Origin of the sequence: Motiliproteus sp. MSK22-1 (assembly GCF_001968815.1) — a bacterium.
In the GTDB taxonomy this organism is placed as follows: domain Bacteria; phylum Pseudomonadota; class Gammaproteobacteria; order Pseudomonadales; family Balneatricaceae; genus Motiliproteus.
On sequence record NZ_MIEQ01000070.1, the window covers coordinates 45,279 to 67,959 of the forward strand.

Annotated in this window: 18 protein-coding genes; 15 read left to right on the forward strand and 3 right to left on the reverse strand. The window is 46.2% G+C overall.

What is annotated here, in order from left to right:
- The first annotated feature begins 307 nt into the window (after positions 1 to 307).
- The 3 genes from BGP75_RS19570 to BGP75_RS19580 all read left to right on the forward strand — a co-directional run bounded on the left by BGP75_RS19570 (position 308) and on the right by BGP75_RS19580 (position 6,132).
- Positions 308 to 1,948 carry a methyl-accepting chemotaxis protein gene (locus BGP75_RS19570; protein WP_076720573.1) on the forward strand — a complete coding sequence of 547 codons (1,641 nt, stop codon included), beginning with the start codon at positions 308 to 310 and terminating at the stop codon, positions 1,946 to 1,948.
- A 286-nt stretch (positions 1,949 to 2,234) separates the two neighbouring features.
- Positions 2,235 to 3,398 carry a nitric oxide-sensing protein NosP gene (gene nosP, locus BGP75_RS19575; protein WP_369832146.1) on the forward strand — a complete coding sequence of 388 codons (1,164 nt, stop codon included), beginning with the start codon at positions 2,235 to 2,237 and terminating at the stop codon, positions 3,396 to 3,398.
- Positions 3,391 to 6,132, forward strand: a complete 2,742-nt coding sequence (locus tag BGP75_RS19580) for a PAS-domain containing protein (RefSeq protein WP_233152982.1) — start codon at positions 3,391 to 3,393, stop codon at positions 6,130 to 6,132. Before nosP ends, BGP75_RS19580 begins: the two co-directional genes overlap by 8 nt.
- 45 nt (positions 6,133 to 6,177) lie before the next feature.
- Here the strand turns inward: BGP75_RS19580 and BGP75_RS19585 are convergent, their stop codons facing one another.
- Together BGP75_RS19585 and BGP75_RS19590 are read right to left on the reverse strand one after the other, a co-directional pair.
- Positions 6,178 to 6,849, reverse strand: coding sequence for a response regulator transcription factor (locus tag BGP75_RS19585; RefSeq protein ID WP_076720574.1), 672 nt, complete (start codon positions 6,847 to 6,849; stop codon positions 6,178 to 6,180).
- A gap of 361 nt (positions 6,850 to 7,210) precedes the next feature.
- The gene (locus BGP75_RS19590; RefSeq protein WP_076720575.1) at positions 7,211 to 7,618 is read right to left on the reverse strand and encodes a helix-turn-helix domain-containing protein; all 408 of its coding nucleotides are present in this window, start codon (positions 7,616 to 7,618) and stop codon (positions 7,211 to 7,213) included.
- A 202-nt stretch (positions 7,619 to 7,820) separates the two neighbouring features.
- Between BGP75_RS19590 and BGP75_RS19595 the strand changes: the two genes are divergently transcribed.
- The gene (locus BGP75_RS19595; protein ID WP_076720576.1) at positions 7,821 to 8,459 is read left to right on the forward strand and encodes a glutathione S-transferase family protein; all 639 of its coding nucleotides are present in this window, start codon (positions 7,821 to 7,823) and stop codon (positions 8,457 to 8,459) included.
- A gap of 217 nt (positions 8,460 to 8,676) precedes the next feature.
- On the forward strand, positions 8,677 to 9,699 hold the full coding sequence (locus BGP75_RS19600) for a substrate-binding domain-containing protein (protein ID WP_076720577.1): 1,023 nt from the start codon (positions 8,677 to 8,679) through the stop codon (positions 9,697 to 9,699).
- 170 nt (positions 9,700 to 9,869) lie between these two features.
- Here the strand turns inward: BGP75_RS19600 and norR are convergent, their stop codons facing one another.
- Positions 9,870 to 11,429 carry a nitric oxide reductase transcriptional regulator NorR gene (norR, locus tag BGP75_RS19605; protein ID WP_076720578.1) on the reverse strand — a complete coding sequence of 520 codons (1,560 nt, stop codon included), beginning with the start codon at positions 11,427 to 11,429 and terminating at the stop codon, positions 9,870 to 9,872.
- A gap of 262 nt (positions 11,430 to 11,691) precedes the next feature.
- Here norR and BGP75_RS19610 point away from each other — a divergent pair, with 262 nt between their 5' ends.
- The 10 genes from BGP75_RS19610 to torT all read left to right on the forward strand — a co-directional run bounded on the left by BGP75_RS19610 (position 11,692) and on the right by torT (position 22,573).
- Positions 11,692 to 12,138, forward strand: a complete 447-nt coding sequence (locus BGP75_RS19610; protein ID WP_076720579.1) for a cytochrome c — start codon at positions 11,692 to 11,694, stop codon at positions 12,136 to 12,138.
- A gap of 37 nt (positions 12,139 to 12,175) precedes the next feature.
- The gene (locus tag BGP75_RS19615) at positions 12,176 to 13,639 is read left to right on the forward strand and encodes a cbb3-type cytochrome c oxidase subunit I (RefSeq protein WP_083704929.1); all 1,464 of its coding nucleotides are present in this window, start codon (positions 12,176 to 12,178) and stop codon (positions 13,637 to 13,639) included.
- 134 nt (positions 13,640 to 13,773) lie between these two features.
- Positions 13,774 to 15,603 carry a nitric oxide reductase activation protein NorD gene (locus BGP75_RS19620; RefSeq protein ID WP_076720580.1) on the forward strand — a complete coding sequence of 610 codons (1,830 nt, stop codon included), beginning with the start codon at positions 13,774 to 13,776 and terminating at the stop codon, positions 15,601 to 15,603.
- Positions 15,604 to 15,677: 74 nt separating this feature from the next.
- Entirely contained in the window at positions 15,678 to 16,454 is a 777-nt protein-coding gene (locus tag BGP75_RS19625) for a CbbQ/NirQ/NorQ/GpvN family protein (RefSeq protein WP_076720581.1), read from the forward strand.
- 30 nt (positions 16,455 to 16,484) lie between these two features.
- Entirely contained in the window at positions 16,485 to 17,135 is a 651-nt protein-coding gene (locus BGP75_RS19630) for a cytochrome c oxidase subunit 3 family protein (protein WP_083704930.1), read from the forward strand.
- 4 nt (positions 17,136 to 17,139) lie between these two features.
- On the forward strand, positions 17,140 to 17,439 hold the full coding sequence (locus BGP75_RS19635; protein WP_076720582.1) for a cytochrome C oxidase subunit IV family protein: 300 nt from the start codon (positions 17,140 to 17,142) through the stop codon (positions 17,437 to 17,439).
- A gap of 497 nt (positions 17,440 to 17,936) precedes the next feature.
- Positions 17,937 to 18,410: an isoprenylcysteine carboxylmethyltransferase family protein gene (locus BGP75_RS19640; RefSeq protein ID WP_076720583.1), complete on the forward strand. Its 474-nt coding sequence runs from the start codon at positions 17,937 to 17,939 to the stop codon at positions 18,408 to 18,410.
- A 204-nt stretch (positions 18,411 to 18,614) separates the two neighbouring features.
- Positions 18,615 to 20,207, forward strand: a complete 1,593-nt coding sequence (locus BGP75_RS19645; RefSeq protein WP_076720584.1) for a pyridoxal-dependent decarboxylase — start codon at positions 18,615 to 18,617, stop codon at positions 20,205 to 20,207.
- A gap of 174 nt (positions 20,208 to 20,381) precedes the next feature.
- Positions 20,382 to 21,368, forward strand: a complete 987-nt coding sequence (locus tag BGP75_RS19650) for a carbon-nitrogen hydrolase family protein (RefSeq protein ID WP_076720585.1) — start codon at positions 20,382 to 20,384, stop codon at positions 21,366 to 21,368.
- A complete protein-coding gene (torT, locus tag BGP75_RS19655; RefSeq protein WP_198939413.1) occupies positions 21,365 to 22,573 on the forward strand; it encodes a TMAO reductase system periplasmic protein TorT in 1,209 nt (402 codons plus the stop codon). Before BGP75_RS19650 ends, torT begins: the two co-directional genes overlap by 4 nt.
- Positions 22,574 to 22,681 lie beyond the last annotated feature (108 nt).

The following is a 22,681-nucleotide window of genomic DNA, read 5'->3' on the forward strand; positions in this document are numbered from 1 at the left end:
TTCTGTTGTTATTAGGTTATTTCTTTTAGTTCTAATAAAATGCCATCTTCTATGTGGAATAAGCAGTCCTGAATCAGCCAGGCAATAACCGAAATCAATGTCACTTGATCTTAATCATATTATGCTAAATTAGCGTGCTGATTGCTGAAGCGAGTCATCTACGATGAGGGCTGATACCGCCTTTCAGTCTTATGTTGGTTGTAGTCAGTTTTTTTCAGTTGGTTGTATTGTTGGATGCAGATATAAAGACCGGCAATCGTAAAAAAATGGTTACGGTTGCTACTGTTCTATTAAGGAGTAAGAGTAGATGAATAACTTGGTAAGTCAGCTCAAAGTACGAAGCAAACTGATGCTAGTGGTAGCCGTTGCTCTCGTGGGTATTATGAGTAGCCAAGCATTGTCGCTAACGGAGCTATGGAAGGATCTGAATAAGTCTAAGGCTCAGCAACTTCAGTATTATGTAGATATCGCTTATTCGGTATTAGAGCGCGAAGCGGGTCTGGTTTCTGAAGGGAAGATCTCAGAAGATCAGGCCCGGAACGAAGCTATTGCCGCCTTAAGAGCCCTGCGTTATGCCGGTCTGGAGTATTTTTTTGTGCTGGACCAGCAGCATACGATGATTATGCATCCTTTTAAACCAGAACTGGAAGGTACCAGTGTTAAAGCTGTTAAAGATCCTAACGGGAAGCCGCTCTTTGCTGAGATGGTAAAAGTCAGTCAGTCCAGTGGTGATGGTTATGTTGACTATTTTTGGGACCGCCCGGGAGAGACCGAACTGATTGGCAAGCTTACTTATGTTAAATCGTTTCCCCAATGGGGATGGGTCGTTGGTACAGGTGTCTATACGGACGATATAGATAAAGCCTTCTGGGATGAGGTTTGGGTTATCGCCAGAAATACCACCGGGATTATTGTGCTGATGCTGGTAATGGTTGTTCTTATCAGCCGTGCCATTGTGCTTCCGGTCGTATCGTTACGGGACCAGATGGTTCAGGTTACCAAAACACGGGACTTAACCAACAGATCGAATTTGTCAGGCTCTGATGAAATTGCAGAGATGGGTAAAGCTTTTGACGGCATGCTGGACAGTTTTAATGAAGTGCTTCATGAGATATCTGCTGCAACCTCGCAGGTTGCAAGTGCATCCACTGAACTGTCGGTAACAACTAATCAAACACAGGCCGGGATGGAGTCTCAGAAGGATGAAACCCGTCTGGTTGCCACTGCCATGACCGAAATGTCGGCGACGGTGCATGATGTTGCCGAGAATATTTCTGACGCTGCGACAGCGTCTCATAATGCATCATTAGCCGCAGATAATGGTAAGAATATAGTTCACCAGGCTATGAGTTCCGTAACAGATCTTTCCAACAAATTGCTGCATGCGGAGTCCTTGACTCATACCCTCGAAACTCAGAGTGGCAATATTTCAGCCATTATTGAAGTGATTACCGGTATTGCAGAACAAACCAATTTGCTGGCGCTCAATGCGGCAATCGAAGCAGCAAGAGCAGGGGAGCAGGGACGTGGTTTTGCCGTAGTCGCAGATGAGGTGAGAAATCTCTCCACTCGAACGCATGAATCTACCCGTGAGATTAATGATCTGATTCAAAATCTTCAGTCTGGATCTCAAGCAGCCGCAACAGCAATGATGGAGAGTAAAGCGGCTGCTGAACTGGTGGTTGATCAAGCCAAACGGGCGCAAAGCTCTTTGGATGAAATTACAGAGTCAGTGTCTCGTATCGATGTTATGACCGCGCAGGTTGCAAGTGCTTCTGAAGAACAGTCTGCGGTTGCTGAAGAAATCAATATGAACATTGTAAACATCAGTAAAATATCAGAACAGAGTGCTGTTGGTGCTGAACAGATCGCTAGGTCCAGTGAAGAGCTGGCGCAGCTTTCTGATCATTTGAAGCAAATGTCTGAACGTTTTACAGTTTCTGCTTAGCATCCTTTATATTCTGGGTGCTTTATACAAGCCCTCTATAGGAACTGATTGTTATAATCAGTTCCTATCCTCTCCGATTGATCATATGAAGTACCTATAAATAGGTACACAAGTAGTATTTGCTATCCCCTGACTGATTCCTAGAATAAAGTAGCCAAGTCATCTACAAACGAGTCCCTGGCACCAGCCTGGATAAAATTTAGTGGACTGATTCGCAGACCTTCTATGAGTGTTGTTCGTACACATAGGCGATGGCATTGATTAGCCTGGACAGAAGGAGCTTAACTTGCTCGCAATTAATTCAATCAATCCTGATCCTGTGATTACCGCCGTATCTCATGATAAAGATCCAGCTCGGGCTGCGAAAGTGCTGTTTACCGCTCTGAATCAGGATCGCCTGAGCATAGTACTTTTTTTCTGCTCTACGGATTATGATCTGGAAGCCTTATCTACTGAACTGGGGCGTTATTTTGGTGATACGCCGGTGGTGGGTTGTACGACTGCGGGGGAAATCACTCCTCTTGGATACAGTTCTGGAAGTATTACCGGGATAGGCTTTTGTGCTGATTATTTCTCAATACAGAGTGCCCTGGTAAAAAACCTTACCTGCTTTACCTTTGCCGATGCGCAGCGGTTGGTCCATAAGTTGATAGATGACGTAAACCGGCAACAGGTAGCACCCATTAAGGGGCATACTTTTGTATTGTCACTTCTGGATGGGCTGTCTATTCGTGAGGAGCAGCTTTTAAGTGTCCTCAAAGCCAATCTCGGCAGTATTCCTTTGCTTGGTGGTAGTGCTGGTGATGACTTGCACCTGAAAGATACCCATGTCTATTACGATGGCCATTTTCATTCTGACGCTGCCATTCTGATTATGGTTAACACTCGCTGTGATTTTGAAGTTTTCAGTATCCATCATTTGGTTGATACTCCAGAAAAGCTGGTTATCACTGAAGCAGACAATAAAAACCGCCGTGTAGTTGAGTTTAATGCAGTCCCTGCTGCTCAGGAATATGCTGAAACGCTGGGGCTGAACATCGAAGAGCTAAATTCTCTGGTATTTGCATTAAATCCATTGAGTGTGCGCATTGGAGAGCGCTATTACCCAAGGGCGATTCAAAAAGTAAATGAAGATCTCAGTCTCTCATTCTATTGCGCGGTGGAGACCGGGGTCGTTTTGACACGGTCCAAGCCCCAGGGGTTGATGGAAGAATTGGAAAGTCTTTTTTTACAGCTACGCAGCCGGCTTGGAGATCCGAAGCTGATTATTGGGTACGACTGTATTTTCAGACGTTTGGAAATTGAGCATCATGGCTTGGTTAATGAACTGTCCAGCATTCTCAGTCAGAACCGGGTGATCGGATTTAATACTTACGGTGAACAGTTTGATGGAATGCATCTTAATCAGACATTTACCGGGGTTGCTTTGGGGGGAGTAAGGTTTGAATGAGGCTGAATTTGCCAAAGAGCAGATTTTTCTGAACGCTGATACTGATGTTGGGCGAGAGCAGCTCATTGCCCAACTGGTATCCTTACGGGAAGAGAATCGTCGCCTTAAAAGTATTAATAAGGCTCTGGTTGAACGTGTTGAGTCAGGTCCCAGTAACCACATAGGTGCTTACGACAGCTTCGAGTACTCTGTGTCATTGGCAGAGCAGGTACGTGAGAGGACAGAAGCGCTTAATGCTGCTCTGGCCGAGATAAAGCAGAGTAATCAGGCGCTGAAGCGTGCCACGAATGAAGCTGAAACAGCTCATCAGTATTTAATGGATGCCATTGAAAGCGTTTCTGACGCTTTCGTTCTTTATGACCGTGATCGGCGTTTGCTGATCTATAACTCAAAGTTTGAAAACTTCTGGAAAGGGTCTGATTTTACTATACGACCCGGCATGCATCAGCAGCAGATTCTTGATTACTCACGTGAGTCCGGTTTGATTGAAGGCTATTACGAATGTCTTAATGGGACGGAGAGTTGGGAAAAATATTCACTTCTGGGAGATGGTCGTGTTTTTCGACTACGGAGTGCTGGTTGGGTCCAGATGAGTGAGCACCAGACTAATGATGGTGGATTAGTGGTGCTCTACAAAGATATTACGGCTTTGATTGAAAATGAACGAGCGTTGCGCGAAGAGGCATTGGCCAAGAAGTCCAGAGTTTTGCTAAGTACACTGGACAACTTGTCTCAGGGGGTGGTTTTAGTCAATCAAAATAACCAGCTGCAAATTTGGAATCAGCGCTTTGCAGAGTTGATCAATATTGATACCGGGGCTCTTAGAATAGGCCTGGATTACACTGAGCTAATGGCACAGTCAGAAGTTGTTGATTTGAATCCAGGCAGTCGAGATCCTTTAGGATTGCCCTGCCATGACCAGGAACAGCAGCTTTCCAGTGGACAGGTGATTGAGGTAAAAACCCATAGCATCGCGACTGGAGAGTTCGTCAATACCTATACGGATATTACTGAACGCAGCCTTTCTGCTCAGGCGTTGGCCGCCAGTGAGCATCGCATTCGTCTAATTACCGATGCGGTACCGGCACTGATTGCCTATGTAAACAAGAGTCGCGTTTACGAGTTTACCAATCGAGCTTACGAAAGCTGGTATGGCTGGGATCGACATGCCATTGTCGGAAGCCATCTGGAAGAAGTGCTTTCGACAGAACAGTTAGCGGTTCTCGCTCCTTATATAAACCGGGCTCTGAAGGGGGAAGCAGTAAAGTTTGAAATTGCAGATCCTACAGCAGGTGGAGTTGAGCGATTTGTAGTGAAATCCTACGTTCCTCATTTTGATGCCGGAGGGGAAGTACAGGGATTTTATGTGCTGGTGCAAGACATTACCGAACAGCGCCTTATTTCCGAGGAATTGAAGAGTGCTTATCAGCACCTGGAATTAAGAGTTGAAGAGAGGACGGCGGAGCTACAGGCTGTTAATAAGCAGCTGAAAGCGCTCAATCGACAGTTGCTTCAGGCTAAAAAAGAAGCTGAACAGGCGAACTACAGTAAAACAAAATTTCTTGCCGCAGCCAGTCATGATTTATTACAGCCGATGAATGCTGCGAGGTTGTTCTCAGCATCCTTACTTGAGCAACCCCTTAAGGACAAACCCAGAAAATTAGTGGATGCGTTGAGCTTTTCACTGGAGGATATGGAGTCTTTATTGGTATCTCTGGTTGATATATCAAAACTGGATGCTGGGGTGGTAAAACCTGACTTGCTTGCATTCCAGGCTCAGGATCTGCTTTCCAATCTGGCGAATGAATATGCCACGCTGGCTAATGATTACGATATTGAGTTTGATTTTGTTCCGTCCAGTGCAGTCATTCACACTGACTCTCAGCTTTTGGCGCGAATACTGAGAAACTTTTTGAGCAATGCTTTTCGCTATACCAGTCAAGGAAAGGTATTACTCGGCTGTCGTCGCAGGCAGGGATTTCTGTCTATTCAGGTGTGGGATACGGGGATTGGCATCGATCAGAGCAAATTGGGGGCAATATTCGAAGAGTTTAATCGATTACCTCAAGATGAGATTCAAAAGCTCAAACCCAATCGAGTCAAACAGTCAAATGGGTACTCACCGTCAGGGCGCCCACAAATAGATAAGTCACAGCGGGATAAAGGGCTCGGCTTGGGACTGGCCATTGTTGATAAAATGGCCGGGGTGCTCAAACACCAGATTATGGTTCGATCTGAACCGGGGAAAGGATCCTGTTTCTCTGTCGAGGTACCTTATGGAAGGGTTAGTCCGATTGCAAGCAGCCCAGGTAATCCTCCTGGAACAGTCCAGCCTGGGGCGGAGGAATTATATGGCTGTCGTGTTTTGGTACTCGACAATGATCCTTCTATTTGTGAAGCCATGGCAACCTTGATGGCAGGCTGGGGCTGCCAAGTGACAACCGCACTGAACGTGGATGAAATAGTTTGCGGCAATTTGGCTGCAACAGCCGACTTGATTATAGCTGATTACCATTTGGATAATGGCCAAAATGGGATTGACGCCGTTGCTTATCTTGAGAGAGAGCTTTTACTGAGCGTTCCGGTTCTGATGATTACCGCCAACTACAGCAATGAGCTGAAACAGCAGGTCCGGGCGCGTGGTTATCGGTTACTTAATAAGCCCGTACGTCCGGCAAAACTGAAAGCGGTTGTTCATCATTTATTGAGTCCAAAATCTTCTGCTGACAGGTAGAAATTCAAGAGGTAGTTTTCAGCGGGCACTTTGTTGCTGTCTGTTCTATCGCTTTATCAGCTCGTCAAAATTAACGCTGCCTGTACAGAGGACGGCCTGTATACGGTTGTGTACATTAAGCTTACGAAGCACTGCGGAGACGTGAGCTTTTACTGTTGTCTCTGCGATATTCAGGTGATAGGCGATTTGTTTATTGGACTCTCCCTGATTCATCCTTTCCAGAACCAGCAGTTGTTTACGAGTCAGGGAACGGAGCTGTTCTGTAGAGACCATCTCTTCCGTTTCAGGGGTGGAACTGATAATAGGAGCGGCAACATCAGTACGTATGACGTCAGAAGGCAGGTATACCTGACCTTCGATAACCTGCTCCAAAGCGTCAGACATTTCTGCCCGTGGAAGGGATTTGATAATAAATCCAACGGCTCCATAAGTCATTGCCTGTAGAATAGTACTCTTGTCCTCTTCTGCTGAAACAATAACCACGGGTATAGTCGGGGACTGATTGCGAAGTTGCAATAGTCCGTTAAGACCGTCCATGCCTGGCATTTTGAGGTCCAGCAAAACCATATCCAGCTCGTCATGCTGCTCAGCGATGGACAAGCAGGATAGCAGATCCTGAGCTTCAAAAAGCTCTGCCTGAGGAAAGCGATTACGAATGACATCAGCGATGGCTTCACGAAAAAGAGGGTGGTCGTCGGCAATTAGCAGTTTGTACACAGGGCTCCTCCAAAGAGTGTTTGTATCCCGGGTAGCCTTTTTGATGTTGCTTAAGAAAGGCAGGCAAACCCCACCGTGGATGCACCATGGTAACCTCTTGTCCTTGTTGTTCAAGGACTTTTTTGTGTCGACATTGATCTTCCACAGGTTCGGTGAAGCGCTGTTGCTGCCTGGATGCCAATCCCGGTTAGTATCAGATCATGATTCATTTCCATTATGAGGAGCAACTGACCGCCAGTTTGCTGGCCCAGTCCGGCGCTGGTTCCGCATAGCTTTCCAGCTTAGAGTGCTCTATAAGGAGCACTTGATTGAAGAGCACTTGGTTAATCGGTTTTTGGTTAAAGTATTATTGGGGCGGGTTTTATGAGGAACGAATCTGGGGAGGAGATGTTGAGCTATCAACGTTCCAGGTACCTGCAATATGTTTAGTGGCCCACTCCGACATTGCTTTTAATACAGTACCCAGATCATGGCCTTTATCAGTCAGACGGTAAGCGTACCTTGGTGGTCTACGCATATATTGTTCCTTAAATATGATTCCTGTCTGCTCAAGGCGTTTTAACCTGTCTGCGAGGATATTCGTCGGAATGCGTTCTGGTGATTTCTGGAAGTCTCCAAAGGTAGATTTACCAAAAAACAAATCGCGAATGATAAGCAAGGTCCATTTGTCGCCAAGAGTATCCAGTGTGCAAGCCACCGGGCAGGGGGATCGCTTATGATCTGACTCTTTCGTTGGCTGTGCAGTTGCTGTTTGGATCTTTGAACTCATGGCCTAAGCGTAACACTAAATAGCTTCTCAAAATAGATACTTTTATTATGCAAGTTACCGGTGTACTATGGTGTCACTTTTAAAATTAAAGTTACTAATTTGTATGTTTCTGACTCACCTGTACAACACCGGAATTCAGGTCCCGGCACAGTCAGGCTGGCTTAGATAACTAATTGGCTATACAAAAAACAGAGGAATCAATATGAAAATATACGGAGTCCCCCTGTCACCTTTTTCGCGAAAAGTGCTAATCGCCTTGAAGCTTAAAAATCTGGATTATGAACTGGTTCCGACCATGCCCGGAACCCAGACGCCGGAGTTTCTGACTATAAGTCCGTTAGGAAAAGTACCGGCATTGGTTGATGGTGATTTAACAATTTCTGATTCTTCAGTCATTTGTCAGTATCTTGAAGAAAAGGCGCCTCAATATCCGCTACTACCGGAAACCATTGGAGACAGAGCGAAGTGCCGTTGGCTGGAGGAGTATGCTGATAGCGTTGTTGCTGCGTCTTGTAGTCGATTATTCTGGGAAGTGGCAGTAAAGCCGATGCTTAAAAATGAACAGCCAGATAGGGAGCTTGTCAGTGTGATTAAAGAGCAACGTTTTCCTGAAATGGCATCCTATCTGGAGACTCAGGTTCCAGAGAGTGGTTTTCTGTTTGGCCAGTTCGGACTGGCTGATATCAGCATAGCAACGCACTTCATCAATGCCAGTTACGTGGATCAGGAAGTTGATGCGGATAAATGGCCTAAACTGGCTGCTTACTTGGAGCACTGTTGGAGTCATCAGGTAATTAAGGAAATGATGGAGGCTGACAAAGCCTATCTAAGGAACCTGTGAACAGAGAACCCAATGGACTTATTCATAGGTTCCCTGAAGTCTGCTCAAGGAAATTAAAAATCAATCGGCTGAGTTGGAGCGTTGGCTTCAACTCAGAGGCTTCTACATCCCTTCTACTGGTCCCTTGTTACGGTAAATTTCGGACGATTTTATATAATATACATGCTAAACTATAGCTTATGTTTGCTATATAGAATTTGTCTTCAGGAAGGGATTAATGGCAATCAATATTATTAAATGGAAAACAGTAATGAGACTTTTTTATCTTGTACTGTGTTTATTTATTTTATTCTTTTCATTTAATAGAATTGTGTCAGCTGAAATAAAGATTGCTGTTATCGGAAAAACAAAAAATGATAGTTTTTACCAGCAGTCCTTTAAAGGCTGTCAGCAGTTTTCAGGTAGCCATAAAGACGTAACCTGTTTCTATGATGGACCTGCAGATTATCAAGATATTAGAGGTCAGGCAGATGTTATCAGATCGGTTGTTGAGGACGGAGTAGATGGGATTCTGGTCTCTACCACTGACTCGGCATACTTGGTTAACCGCATATTAAAGCGGGTGAAAAGTCAGGGCATCCCCGTTATAACGTTCGATTCTGATTTATTGCCGGAGCATAGTGAATATCGTCTTGCGTATGTAGGTACTGATAATTTTGACTATGGTATGGCCTTGGGTAACTATGCAAAGAAATTTAAAACTGCGGGTTATACCGAAATATGTATTCAGTCAGGGCATAAGAGTACGCCTAATTTAAATGAACGTATTAGAGGTGTGCGTTTCGCCTTATCTGGAAATGATGGAAATCGAAGGCTAAATGGCGAAAATGGCTGGATCGAGAATATACGCTGTCCTCTGTATACCATGGGGAAGAGGAAGTCTGCTCTTTTTCAGTTGGGTATCATATTAGAACAAAAAAGAACATCAGTGTTTATTGCCGTGGCTGGGTTTGCCCAATTCTCTCCTGAATATATTCCTAAAATATTACCCCATAAGAAGAAAATAATTTCGCAACAAGTCGTTATTGTTTCAGCCGATACTGAAGATATTCAACTTCAAGCTTTGAAACAAAATCTTTCTACCGTCAATATTGGCCAGCGACCCTTTGAGATGGGACGCATAGGTACGGAGCTTCTTTACGACTACATAAAAAATAACACCGTACCTGAACGAGAGTTCTACTATCTGGACTTCCACTACTGTACACCTGAAAGTGTTTCTAGCTGTATAGTCAGGTGAAAACTAGATACCCAGTGCCAGTCTTCCTCCTAGCCCCAGCAGGCAAAGACCAATCCCTCTCTCAATCCATAGACTCCAGCGCTTGAAAGTTTTTTTGACGCGATTATTTGTTAACAGCAGCGCTACAAGGGCAAACCACTAAGAGTGGAAAGCGATAAACAAGCCAGGATCTACTCTTCGCTAAGGTTCAAGCGATTAAGTAGTCGGTAAAAGTTGCTTCGATTAATGCCCAATTCCCGGGCAGCGGCGGCTTGATTATTGTCGTGTTGCTGTAGAGTCTGACGAATTAGCCGACTTTGAAACTGATCAATTGCTGCCTTCAGCCTGATTGGTTTAGTGGTTCGGGATAATGCAGATTGAATTTCTATTTCGGCTGTTGATAAGGGTTTAGGGTCCTGATCGCTTTCGATATTCAGATGAACCGATTTAATTGTAATGGTTCGTGCGTTTCGATCTTGACTGGCAATGGCTTTTAGAGCCGCACGACTGAGCAAGTGCTCCAGTTCTCGGACATTGCCTGGCCAGTTATAACTCAGCAGCGATTGTCTGGCATCATCAGCCAGCCTTAGCCCCTGTACGCCGAGTCGACGCTGGTTTGATTCCAGTAAATAACCAGCCAGAAGGATGACATCCCTGCCTCTTTCTCTAAGTGGGGGAACCTGAATCGGGTAGACGCTGAGACGATGATAAAGATCTGCACGAAACCGGTGTTGCAACACTTCTTTGTGCAGATCTCGGTTGGTGGCTGCAACGATACGTACGTCGACCTGTATATGACGATCACTTCCAACTCGCTGGATTTCGCCATTTTGTAAAGCACGAAGCATTTTTGCCTGGATTGCCAGGGACAGTTCTCCCACTTCATCGAGAAACAGTGTTCCACCATCAGCAATTTCAAACTTGCCTGCCCGGTCTGCAATGGCGCCGGAAAATGCGCCCTTGACGTGGCCAAAGAGTTCGCTTTCAGCAATATTGTCTGGCAAGGCTGCGCAGTTTATATAAACCATTGGCTGTTTTGCACGGGAAGATTGTCGATGCACTGAGCGTGCTACCAGCTCTTTGCCTACCCCCGTTTCTCCCAGGACCAGCACCGTTAAGTGGGATTGAGCAGCAATTGAAAGCTCTTCTTTCAGACGTTTCATTGATGCGCTTCTACCAATAATTTCCCTTGAACTTCCTTCGCTGATGAGTGTTTGGGCAACCAGTTGCTGGTGTTTAGCCTTGGCTGCAAGCTCGTCCATTCGATGGGCAGCCTTAACAGTGGCTTCTGTCAGGCTGATAAAAGTCCTTAATTCAATCGGGTCCATCTCATCAAAAGTGCCCGGTTGCATCGCGTCCAGAGTCAGTACTCCCCAAGGGGTATCGTCCATGTAAAGAGAGAAGCCCATACAGTCATGTACATGGAGCAGGTGGTCTTCTGTTTCGACAAGTCCGTCATACGGGTCCGGTAGATCAGAGTCTGCTGCAAACCGGACAGGCTGCCTGGAATGGAGCAAACGAGCCAGTCGGGGGTGCTCTTCTACAGCGAAGCGGCGCCCCATTGTGTCTTGGCTCAGTCCGTCAATAGCCAGCGGTGAAAGAGTATTGTTTTCCAGTTTAAGTAATGCGGCCGCATCACAGGGAAAGATTTTCAGCATTGCATCCAGAAGTCTCCGATATCTTTTATCAGCAGGCAGGTCACGGGAGAGGTCCTCAACGATGGAGGTTAATGTATCAAAGAATGTTGTCATAATGACCTCAAAGATATCTTTATGACATCATGATGGTGTTGTCATAAAGATACCACTAAAATAAAAATTTAATAAAAACATGTATTTAAACTATGGCATGATATTTGTTAATAAACAAATGTAAGTTGACATATATAGATTTAAAAATGTTGGAGCATGCCATGTACACCATTACAGATCAGATACTTAACGAAGTCCTTTGCAGTACTGGAGGGGGAGCATCTTAACTAGATTATTGATCGATTGAGAGGAGCAGCATTCTATGGCTGAGCAATTTACCAAGAGTATGGCCCGAAATATCTACTATGGCGGTGGATTTGCAACTTTCCTGTTACTGCTGGGGTTGACCTTTGACACCATGCTGGAGCTGCCGGAGCGGGACCATAGGGAAAATATTACTGACAGTGTCGTTAAGGGTAAGGAGGTTTGGGAAAACAATGATTGCATCGGGTGCCACAGCCTGATGGGGGAAGGGGCATATTTCGCACCAGAGTTAGCCAATGTTTTCGATCGACGGGGTAATGCCAATGAGGAGGGGTTTAAAGGGTTTATGCAGGCATGGATGGCTGCACAGCCCCTTAAGGTGGAGGGGCGTCGTCAGATGCCACAGTTTAATTTGACTAAAGAAGAGGTGATAAATTTGTCGGATTTCCTGATTTGGACGTCGCGGGTCAATGACAATAACTGGCCACCTAACAAACAGGGGTAGGGGCTCTGTCAATAGAGTCTTATAGGAGTATTTCGCGATGAAGTTTCAATCACAACTGGTGGCTAAGCCCTACTTTATTTTCGCACTGGCGCTTTTTGCCGGGCAGATCGCTTTTGGTCTGATAATGGGATTGCAGTATATCGTAGGGGACTTTCTGTTCCCCTATATCCCCTTTAATGTAGCTCGAATGGTTCATACCAATCTTTTACTGGTGTGGATATTGTTTGGTTTTATGGGGGCTTCCTACTATCTGGTCCCTGAAGAAGCCAATATAGAATTACACAGTCCCGGGCTTGCCCGTCTGATGTTTTGGGTATTTGCAGCAGCTGGTGTCGCTACGATCCTTGGATATCTGTTTGTACCCTATGCTGAACTGGCTAAATTGACCCATAACGAATTGTTACCAACCATGGGTCGAGAGTTTCTTGAACAGCCAACGATTACAAAATTGGGGATTGTTGTTGTCTGTCTGGCTTATGTTTACAACATAGGAATGACCATTCTCAAGGGCCGAAAAACCGTAATAAATATGGTTTTGATAACCGGCTTGATTGGGCTGGCGGTCTTTTTTCTATTTTCGTTTTATAACCCTTCTAATCTGGTTCTCGATAAATTCTTCTGGTGGTGGGTGGTCCATCTCTGGGTGGAAGGTGTCTGGGAGTTGATTCTTGGATCGATCCTTGCGTTTACTCTGATCAAAGTAACCGGGGTGGATCGTGAAGTCATTGAAAAGTGGCTGTACGTGATAATCGCCATGGCACTGATCTCCGGATTGATAGGAATGGGGCATCACTATTTTTGGATAGGCCCGGGAGAGTACTGGTTGTGGTTGGGGTCGTTATTCTCAGCGCTGGAGCCTGTACCTTTCTTTATGATGGTGTTGTTCGCTTTCAAGATGGTGCGCGAACGCCGACATAATCATGGCAATAAAATTGCCGTTATCTGGGCGCTGGGGACTGCCGTGATGGGGTTTCTTGGTGCAGGAGTGTGGGGGTTTCTTCATACCCTGGCTCCCGTTAATTACTTTACACATGGTACACAACTTACCGCTGCTCATGGGCATTTGGCCTTTTTCGGTGCGTACGCAATGATTGTAATGACGATTACTTCCTACGCTATGCCGATTATGCGTGGTCGGCCCCAGGGTAATCCGCGGTCTGCACAACGACTTGAGAGTTATGCCTTCTGGTGCATGTGCGTCGGGATGTTGGGTATTACGCTTGCGCTGACAGTCGCAGGAGCATGGCAGGTTGCTTTGCAGCGAATTCCTGAAGATGGTCAGGCTCTCGGGTTTATGGTCACTCAGCAGAAGCTGATTCCGATGTATTGGGCGCGACTTGTGTTTGGGGTGATCTTCGCGACAGGACTGCTTGGGTATTTTGTAAGCTTTTTTGTTGGCTCAGGCTCTGAAATTGAAAAACAAAATAACAGCCTGGACCGGTATCCCGCCCATAATCCGGAAGCCGGTGTTTGCTGTGGTTCGTGCGGTGGTGCGAGCTGAGCCTGGATTTGATTGATTATTTTCAGGATTATCGAAAAGGGGGGGGCTGCACCAGCCCCCCGCTTAATCTTGCTGTTGCAGTTTCTATTGCAGGTAAGTCACATGATATTAAGTTCGACTGTTAGGGAAAAACCATGGAAGAGCTGATCGGAGAATTCTGGCATAAACTGATTTGTCGTCAGGCTGCAGATGAGTTCTCTGGGGCGGCAGTAAATCTGGAACAGTTCCAACATCAACTTTCGGCTTATTACCGTGGGATGGGCGGGGCTGCTGGTAAGCTGGTCGAGGCCGCAGATCTGCGCGGATTTAACAGTCATCGCCGCTGGGTTCAGCGTGTTGCAGGCAGTCATCAGCGTTATTCTGTCTGCTGGCAGGATGATAGAAGTCTCCGGCTTCCGCCAGTTCTTGCCTGTCTGCCGACAAAAGAGATGAATGAAAACCTCTACTTCTGGTTGGCTGCATTGGCTGCGGAACTACCCAGGATTAGCCATTGGTTTGGAGATAATCAACGGGCAACACAACGGTTGCTGACAAAGCGTCCAGGACTGGTTAAAAGGTATCAGAAACTGGCAGCGACAATTGTTGATCAGCGTCCTGACGTCAAAACTCTCCCGGAAAAGCTACAGGCTCGGGAACTGGCAATTCAACAGGCAATACTAGAACCCGGGAGTATAGAAAGACTGCCTCAGGGTGTAGGAGATCCCGTTCCGGTAGCCTTGTGGATTTATCCAGAACCACTTCGAGGTCTTGATCTTGATACGGAAGACCCTCTTGATCTTGATCAGCCCAATGGATCAGTGGAGCAATCCGGCGAACTGAAGACAATTCGCAAAGCTGCAGAACGGTTTGATGATACTAAGCAAACGGATGGTTTGCTGGTGTTTAAACTGGAATCTCTTTTCAGCTGGGCGGAGCAGGCGGATCTGGACCGAAGTCAGGAAGAGGAACTGGATCAGGATTTGCAGAGTGCGGCTGATGATCTGGATATTATCAGGTTGTCACGACAGCGTAGATCAGGTGCTGGGAAAGTTAAGTTTGATTTGGACCTGCCTGCGTCTCAAAACGATGATTTACCTGTAGGCCAGGGGATACTCCTTCCTGAATGGGATTTTCGCAGAGCCCGTTTCAAAAAAGATTATTGCCTGTTGCAGCCCATGCTTGCTGATGATGCGCCTCCTGTCCCATTGCCTGATTACCTCAGAGCAGATGCCCAAAAACTGCAGCGGTACTTTACGTTGCTTCGCCCGCAATCTCAGCTGCAAAGGCGCCAGCCCTTTGGCGAAGAGATTGACCTGGACGCCTGGATGTCTTTAAAAGCTCAATCGCAGCACCCGCTTGAAGGAGAAAATCTTTATCTGGCCAACAACCGAAGCTTTCGAGATTTATCCACTCTGGTGTTGGCAGATCTTTCCATGTCTACCGAATCAGGTGTCACTTCTGAGCTAAGGGTGGTCGATCTGATTCGTGACAGCTTGCTGTTGCTGGCGGAAGCCTTGTCAGTCTGTGGTGATCCATTTTCCATTTATGGCTTCTCATCCATTAAAAACAAGCAGGTCAGGTACCAGTTGTTAAAAAACTTTACGGAGCCATACGCAGATCAGGTGCGGGGGCGATTAATGGCGATCCAGCCCGGTTTTTATACGCGTATGGGGGCTGCAATTCGTCAGTCAACAGAAATACTCAAATTTCAATCTTCAGCGCAACGCCTGTTACTTATTTTATCGGATGGAAAGCCTAATGATATTGATCGCTACGAAGGTCGCTACGGTATTGAAGATACACGTCAGGCGATTCTTGAAGCCAAGGGTCAGGGGCTCAGGCCATTTTGTATCACGATAGACGAGCGGGGGAGTGATTACCTCCCGTATCTTTTTGGCGATCAAGGATTTGCTTTGGTTAGCGATATACAGCGATTACCGCAGCTGCTTCCGAAGCTTTATTTGAATTTAACAAACAGGGGTTAGGGATTTGCTTGCGGCTGTCCACGGGCGGCGATTGCGTAACAAAACAACGACCGGAGAATCATTAGGTACCGATTATGCTACAGCTTTCCAGTTACAAGCCTCAAGGACAAGAGGTAGAAATTTTCAAAAGTGCAGCGGATAACCATTTGCCAGTATTAATAAAAGGCCCTACTGGTTGCGGGAAAACCCGCTTTGTTGAACATATGGCAAACCAACTGGGAAGGTCTTTGTATACCGTAGCCTGTCATGATGATCTAACGGCTACGGACCTGATAGGAAGGCACCTTATTGCCGGTGATGGTACTCATTGGCAGGATGGTCCTCTGACACGTGCGGTGCGAGAAGGGGGGATCTGTTATTTGGATGAAATTGTTGAGGCCCGCAAAGATACAACGGTGGTGTTACATCCGTTGACGGATCACCGCCGCCTGCTTCCTGTGGATCGAACAGGAGAGCTGATTGAGGCGCACCCGGAATTTATGCTGGTGATTTCTTACAATCCGGGTTACCAGAATTTACTAAAAGGATTAAAACCGAGTACCCGACAACGGTTTGTTGCTTTGGAGTTTGATTATCCCTGCGCTTCCCTGGAAGAGGAAATAGTGTGCACTGAAAGCGGTATTGACCGACCCCGTGCTCAACAGCTAATCGCACTGGGAGCAGATCTTCGCCGCCTCAAGGATCACGATCTGGAGGAGGGGGCATCGACGCGGCTGTTGATTTATGCGGCGAAACTGATGCAGTCATCCTTAAGCGCTCGGGAGGCCTGTCTGGTCTCGTTAGCCCAGCCTTTGAGCGATGATCGTGAAACCCTGAAAGCGATGGATCGACTTATACAGTCCTATTTTTAGCCAGCGAATTTGTGCGTAGAGAGTTTAATTATGTCAGGGCTAAACCATACTCTGAGGAATGATTCTGGAGCAACTGGAGGCACACTGCTGCCCATAACGGCAGTATTGGAAAACAATGACGCAGCCCAGGAGAGTGTCCCGGGGAATATCGGAGTATGGATCTTGATTGCTGCTGAACTTACTGAGTTCGCATTGTTCTTCCTGGTCTATTTGGTTGTTCGCTCTCACAATCCTGAGTTATTTTCACAAGGGCCTGGTCGTTTGAACATGTTGGCCGGGACATTAAATACCCTGGCGTTAATTACCAGTAGCTATTGTGTTGCTCGGGCGATGGCCGCCATCAGAACCAATAATTCGTCTGATTGTTTGAAATGGCTGGGTTGGACCTTAGCTTTGGCGGCCTGTTATTGCGGTGTTAAGACCTGGGAGTATTTTTGGAATCTGGAAGCAGGGCTGAGCTCTCGAACCGATCTGTTTTTTACGCTCTACTACTACCTGACATTTAATCACCTGCTTCATGTGTTGATGGGTATGTGCACCATCGGATGGGTGGCGTTTCGGACATTTCTTGGAAGCTATAACGCTATTAATCATGAAGGGCTGGAAAGTGCTGCATGTTACTGGCATATGATTGATCTTGCCTGGATCATCATCTTCCCCCTGCTTTACGTTTTGAGATAACACTATGGGCATCAATAAAAATACTGAGACAGGCCGGCTGACTGGTTGTTGGCTGTTATTGATTCTGTTGACCTTGGCTAGTGCCTTTATCGCAGAATCGGCAGAGCCGGATGTTTCGATGGTGCTGTTGGTTAGTGCCGCTATCATTTGCAAGGGACAGCTTATCATTGACCGGCTGATGGGGCTGAAAAAAGCCCCACCCCTTATTCGCTTAATAATGCTTTGCTACTTTTATACTTTGCCCTCAGCAATCGCACTGGCTTTGCTGTTCCCTGAACAGTTGGCAAATTTAACCACGCTGTAGCCTTATTCCAAAACTAGGATCTATCGGTGAACAAGGCTGAAGTTACAGCTGTAGCCATTCTACTAGAAGAAAAAGTTTAATTAAAATAAGTCTTTAAATGCTTTTTGTCAAAAGTGGGCGGTGAATAAAATACTTGATATTTGGCTGATCTCCACATATGTTCTCCTTAGCTTTTGTAGGTACTCAATTGAGGCTCCGATAGATCTGCTTTCAGAATGGTCATTCTAACAAGCAGAGCAGTATTGATTCCTGTAGTACTCACGTGGGTGATACCAGGCACTACTCGGACCTTAAATATCAGCCATATTTTTAATGGCGATAGATTGAATGCCGATAATCATTCGAGTACTTCCAGGCGGTTAGTTGTGTACTTTTAGATGGTTAGTTGTGTGCCTTTAGGCGGTTGCTTGTGTACTTCTGGAGAAGCCCTTGTGTGCTTCTGGATAGTCATGCAGGTTAGATAGAAAAATTGTGAGTCGTCCTGTTACCGGGGAGTTATGGATAAAAATAAGGATAAGCGCGGAGCCGCGGTAAAGTTTCCTCCACCTCTTGTTTTCTTGGTTTTTATAGCCATGGCATATGGGTTGCACCGTGTTGTTCCTTTCGCTATCGGATTTTCTCCGGGCTTTAACTACAGCGGCTTGGCTGCTGTTATATTGGGTCTCGCTATTATTCTTTTGGCTGGATTGTCGCTTAAGCGTGCTTCAACAAGTATTGAGCCCTGGAAGCCAACGACACAGATAGTCTCATCAGGTGTTTTTGCTTATTCGCGTAATCCTATTTATATTGCTTTCAGCCTTATTTCTATTGGAATCGGAGTTTTTCTGGATAGCTTCTGGGTTGTCATTAGCTGTGTTCCCTCATCAGTAGCCGTTTATTACCTGGCGATCAGGAAAGAAGAACGGTATTTGGAAAAAAAATTTGGAGAGGAATACTTAGCTTATAAGCGCAAGGTCAGACGCTGGTTATAAGGATTCTGTGATCTCCCCGGAAAGTAGAGATATTTTCCGATATTTCATAGACTTATAGCTTGAGATTTACAGCTGTTTATTCAAACAATCGGATGGTTGCAGATGTGTAAGAATGCTTGGGGTGGCATTGGACAATCCCTAATACCCTTGAGTAAAGAGTAATAATAATTAACTTAATGATAAAAATGATCTAAGGAACAGAATATGCCAACAAAGGATAAATCGACCCAGATCAGAAGATCTCTTTCTCCGACTTACTGCCAGCGGGACTTTGATGAAGAGATTCCCACTCACAAAATTCCAGATGTTTCCCGTCCTGCTGATGTTGTTTATCGGTTGATTCGCGATGAGTTGGATCTGGATGGTAATCCATCGTTGAATTTGGCTTCTTTTGTAACGACCTGGATGGATGATGAAGCCAAACAGCTGGCTGAAGACTCCATCAACAAGAATTTCATTGATTTTGATGAGTATCCTCAGACCGCGGTGATTCATAACCGCGTAGTTAACATGCTTGCAGATCTTTTTCATGCGGAAATTCCTGAGGATTCTGATCTTAACAGTGAAAACCCTCCGTTTATGGGAACCGCAACAATTGGCTCATCTGAAGCAATCATGCTTGGCCTTCTCGCCCATAAATGGAACTGGCGTAAGCGCAATAAAGCAAATCCAAATCGGTCAGCCAAAGACCAGCCTTATCTGATTTTCGGTACAGATGTTCACACCTGTTGGGATAAATTTGCCCGATACTTCGATGTAAACGTTAAGTTTGTATATATGGAGCCAGGAAAATATCGAGTAACTGCCGATGACGTTGAGGCGATTCTTGAGCGTCGTATCGTCGACGACCCGGAAGTAATGGCTCAGTGTGAGTATACCGAGGAAGAAGCAGGCGACCGCAAAATTGGAGAACTGGTCAGCGCCGTCGGTTGTGTCGTTTGTACAACCTTCACCGGTGATATGGATGACGTTGCTGGCATTGATGCGATGCTTACCAGGAATGGTTGGGATATACCGATTCATGTGGATGGTGCCAGCGGTGGCTTTGTTTTGCCTTTCACCGAAACAGAAGAGAATGCGGAACTCTGGGATTTCAGGCTGCCAAGAGTTGCTTCCATTAATGTGTCAAACCACAAATATGGTTTGGTTTACCCTGGCCTTGGCACCGTGCTATTCCGTAATCCGACAGTCGTACCCGAAGAGTTGTTTTTTGATATCAACTATCTGGGCGGGGAAATGCATAACTATAGCCTAAACTTCTCCCGGGCCAGCAGTATGGTGTTACTGCAATATTACAATTTGCTTCGACTGGGCCGGAAAGGGTATGGCACGGTGATGAAAAACTGTATGGACAATGCGGGCTATCTGGTGGAGCAGCTGCAACAAGACGAGACGCTAAAGCAGCTGTTTGAACCGGTTAGCCGTACGGACCGTTTTCCTGTTGTGGCATTCAAGTTCGCAGACGACCTTCCGGCCGATATCAAATTTACTCTGCCAGAGCTCTCACACGAGCTGAAAAACAGTGGTTGGATTGTGCCAGCCTACACCATGCCGGCAAATGCAGAAGATGTGACTGTGATGCGGATAGTGGTGCGTGAAAACCTAAGCCGTGATATGGCAGAAATGCTGATACTGGGCCTCAAGGAATCAGTCAGTTATCTGACAAACCTCACTAAAGATCGTGCAGAAAGACCTGTTAAGGAAACGCAAATAACAGCAAGTACCGATGGCTATACGACGAGTGATATGGCAGATCCTTCAGAGACGGTAAAAGGACGCGCTCAGCACGTTTGTTAATATCAAGTCGCCGAAGAAATTGCTGTATAGATTTTTTGGCAAGTAAAGGTGTTTTAAACGGATGCTCATTTGTTGTCCGTATATGCGTGCAGGGTGAAAGCTGAGCGAATAGCCCGGCTTTCAATCAAGGAGTCGGCGCAGAGTGCCGACGGTTTTTGATTTTAAGGAATTGATATGATCTATTCGACCTATATTAAGGCCAGTGCACCTGAAAAAGGTGAAGGTATAAGATTGGCTATTTATCAAGGAAAAGGCCCCGCTGGTACTGAACAAGCAATAGGCCACAACTTTGAAACCTTGATTCAAGCTGTGGATGCAGCAAAACGCTTTGATGCCCAGTTGATCAGCTTCCCTGAGTTATTTATCAGTGGCTACGACCTGACGCCGGAAACAGGCCATGATTTGGCAATGGAAGTGGATGGGCCCTGGATGCGCAAAGTCGCCGAAGTGGCCAAAGAAAAAGAAATCGCCATCATATGCCCTTATCCTGAAAAAGCTCAGGTCGCCGGGGAAACTCGTTTTTACGACGCCATGGCATTGTTTGACAGAGACGGTCGACTACTAAAGAACTACCGTAAAACTCACCTGTGGGGACCTGATGAAAGAAAGGTCTGGTCATTCGGGTATGTTTATCCTGAAGAAGGTGAGCCCTATACCGTCAGCTTGGTGAATGGGTTTCCTGTTGGCGTGCTTAATTGCTATGAGGGAGAGTTTTTTGAATTAGCTCGAATTCTGGCACTGAAAGGAGCCAAGCTAGTGGTGATACCAACTGCTGCAGACGAGTGGGCGACCCTGTCTGATGGCAGCCGCACGAAGAAGCCCTATCCAGATATTTCGAAAACGCTTCTTCCTTCCCATGCTTATGAAAATGAGATGTTCATTGCTTACAGCAATCATTGCAATGAAGAAACTGTGGATGGCAAAGTCCAGGCCAGTTATTTAGGGAACAGTATGGTGGCTGATCCTCATGGACAAATGGTCGTCGCGGCGCGAAATGAAGAGACGCTATTGGTCGCAGACTGCATACCTGGTGACTATGGCCCCACTCATCCTGAGAATACCCACTACCTGAAAGATCGTCGCCCCGAACTGTACAAAGAACTGGTTGCGACTGAAGTGGCATATGCGGGAGGGTTTGGCTACCCGGAAAAACCAGAATGACAGATTCTTTCACCAACCTCAGTGATCTGAGAAATTCCAACGGAGCCTTGCATTATGTATACAAGGCTTTGAGGGAATCTAAGGTTTTGAGGAAGCGGAACCCTGGGCTGCAGAAACTTGCAGCCCAGGCTGTTTTACTGATGGGGTTTTCGGTCGGTCTGTCCAGCCATGCCTGGGCGGAGAATCCCTGGTACCCCTTTCCTGTTGAGATCCCTATAAAAAATGAGACTAATACGGCAGTGACAAAACTTGCCGTTGATTACACTCCGGTGAGCGGAACAGAAAAGCCTTGGAAGCTATGTGTATCCTTTCCGCATATGAAAGATTCCTATTGGTTAGCTGTCAATTTCGGAGTGGCCACTGAGGTTAAGCGGCTGGGAGCCCGGATGAGGCTATTCCAGGCTGGTGGCTATGATAATTTGGCTACACAGATCCGGCAGATCAGAGAGTGCGTTGCGTCGGGAACTGATGGGGTTATTATCGGTGCTATTTCATTTGATGGATTAAATGATCTTGTGAAAGAGATACGCGATGCAGGGATCCCTGTCATTGATGTAATTAACGGAATGTCTTCGGATGTGCTTTCGGCACGTTCCCTCGTGTCTTTTGAAGAAATGGGATATCGGGCAGGAGAGTATATCGCTCAGCGCCATCCAAAAGGTGGCCCTGTTGCTAAGATAGCGTGGTTTCCCGGACCGAAAGATGCCGGCTGGGTAAAAGTTGGTGATAGTGGGTTTAAAAAGGCAATTGCAAATGGTTCTGTGGAACTGCTGGCAACCCGCTATGGGGATACGGGAAAGCGAGCGCAGACCGCTTTGTTGGAAGAAGTATTAGAAGCCCATCCTGACCTTGACTACATAGCAGGTACAGCGGTAACAGCTGCTGCGGCTGTTAAAGTGCTCCGACTCAGAGGTTCCCAAAAGCAAGTCAAAGTAGTGGCTTATTACTTTACCCCGGATGTCTATCGGGGTATTAAACGCGGACATATTCTAGCGGCACCAACTGATTCTGCGGTCATTCAGGGACGTATTGCTGTTGATCAGGCAATTCGTATCCTGGAAGGTAAACCGTACCATAAACAGGTCGGACCAAAAATCTATGTCATTGACCAGCAAAACATAAACTCCTTTGATCGCAGTACATCCCTCGCTCCTAGTGGCTTCAGGGCCACCTATTCGACTAATGTGCGATTGAATGAGGAGTGACTGAATGACAACGACTGAGCCGGAAAAGGGTGCCATTGATGATTATTTCCAGACGAACAGGTTTCAGATGATCAGATTGTCGTTCCTAACGGAATCCTTTATGGGTTA

What these genes read in the sequence shown, in the direction of transcription:
- BGP75_RS19590 (WP_076720575.1), bottom strand. Translation starts at nt 7,618, where the DNA reads ATGAGTTCAAAGATCCAAACAGCAACTGCACAGCCAACGAAAGAGTCA.
- BGP75_RS19625 (WP_076720581.1), top strand. Translation starts at nt 15,678, where the DNA reads ATGCTACAGCTTTCCAGTTACAAGCCTCAAGGACAAGAGGTAGAAATT.
- BGP75_RS19645 (WP_076720584.1), top strand. Translation starts at nt 18,615, where the DNA reads ATGCCAACAAAGGATAAATCGACCCAGATCAGAAGATCTCTTTCTCCG.
- norR (WP_076720578.1), bottom strand. Translation starts at nt 11,429, where the DNA reads ATGACAACATTCTTTGATACATTAACCTCCATCGTTGAGGACCTCTCC.
- BGP75_RS19600 (WP_076720577.1), top strand. Translation starts at nt 8,677, where the DNA reads ATGGCAATCAATATTATTAAATGGAAAACAGTAATGAGACTTTTTTAT.
- BGP75_RS19615 (WP_083704929.1), top strand. Translation starts at nt 12,176, where the DNA reads ATGAAGTTTCAATCACAACTGGTGGCTAAGCCCTACTTTATTTTCGCA.
- BGP75_RS19595 (WP_076720576.1), top strand. Translation starts at nt 7,821, where the DNA reads ATGAAAATATACGGAGTCCCCCTGTCACCTTTTTCGCGAAAAGTGCTA.
- BGP75_RS19630 (WP_083704930.1), top strand. Translation starts at nt 16,485, where the DNA reads ATGTCAGGGCTAAACCATACTCTGAGGAATGATTCTGGAGCAACTGGA.
- BGP75_RS19640 (WP_076720583.1), top strand. Translation starts at nt 17,937, where the DNA reads ATGGATAAAAATAAGGATAAGCGCGGAGCCGCGGTAAAGTTTCCTCCA.
- BGP75_RS19650 (WP_076720585.1), top strand. Translation starts at nt 20,382, where the DNA reads ATGATCTATTCGACCTATATTAAGGCCAGTGCACCTGAAAAAGGTGAA.
- BGP75_RS19635 (WP_076720582.1), top strand. Translation starts at nt 17,140, where the DNA reads ATGGGCATCAATAAAAATACTGAGACAGGCCGGCTGACTGGTTGTTGG.
- BGP75_RS19570 (WP_076720573.1), top strand. Translation starts at nt 308, where the DNA reads ATGAATAACTTGGTAAGTCAGCTCAAAGTACGAAGCAAACTGATGCTA.
- BGP75_RS19620 (WP_076720580.1), top strand. Translation starts at nt 13,774, where the DNA reads ATGGAAGAGCTGATCGGAGAATTCTGGCATAAACTGATTTGTCGTCAG.
- BGP75_RS19610 (WP_076720579.1), top strand. Translation starts at nt 11,692, where the DNA reads ATGGCTGAGCAATTTACCAAGAGTATGGCCCGAAATATCTACTATGGC.
- torT (WP_198939413.1), top strand. Translation starts at nt 21,365, where the DNA reads ATGACAGATTCTTTCACCAACCTCAGTGATCTGAGAAATTCCAACGGA.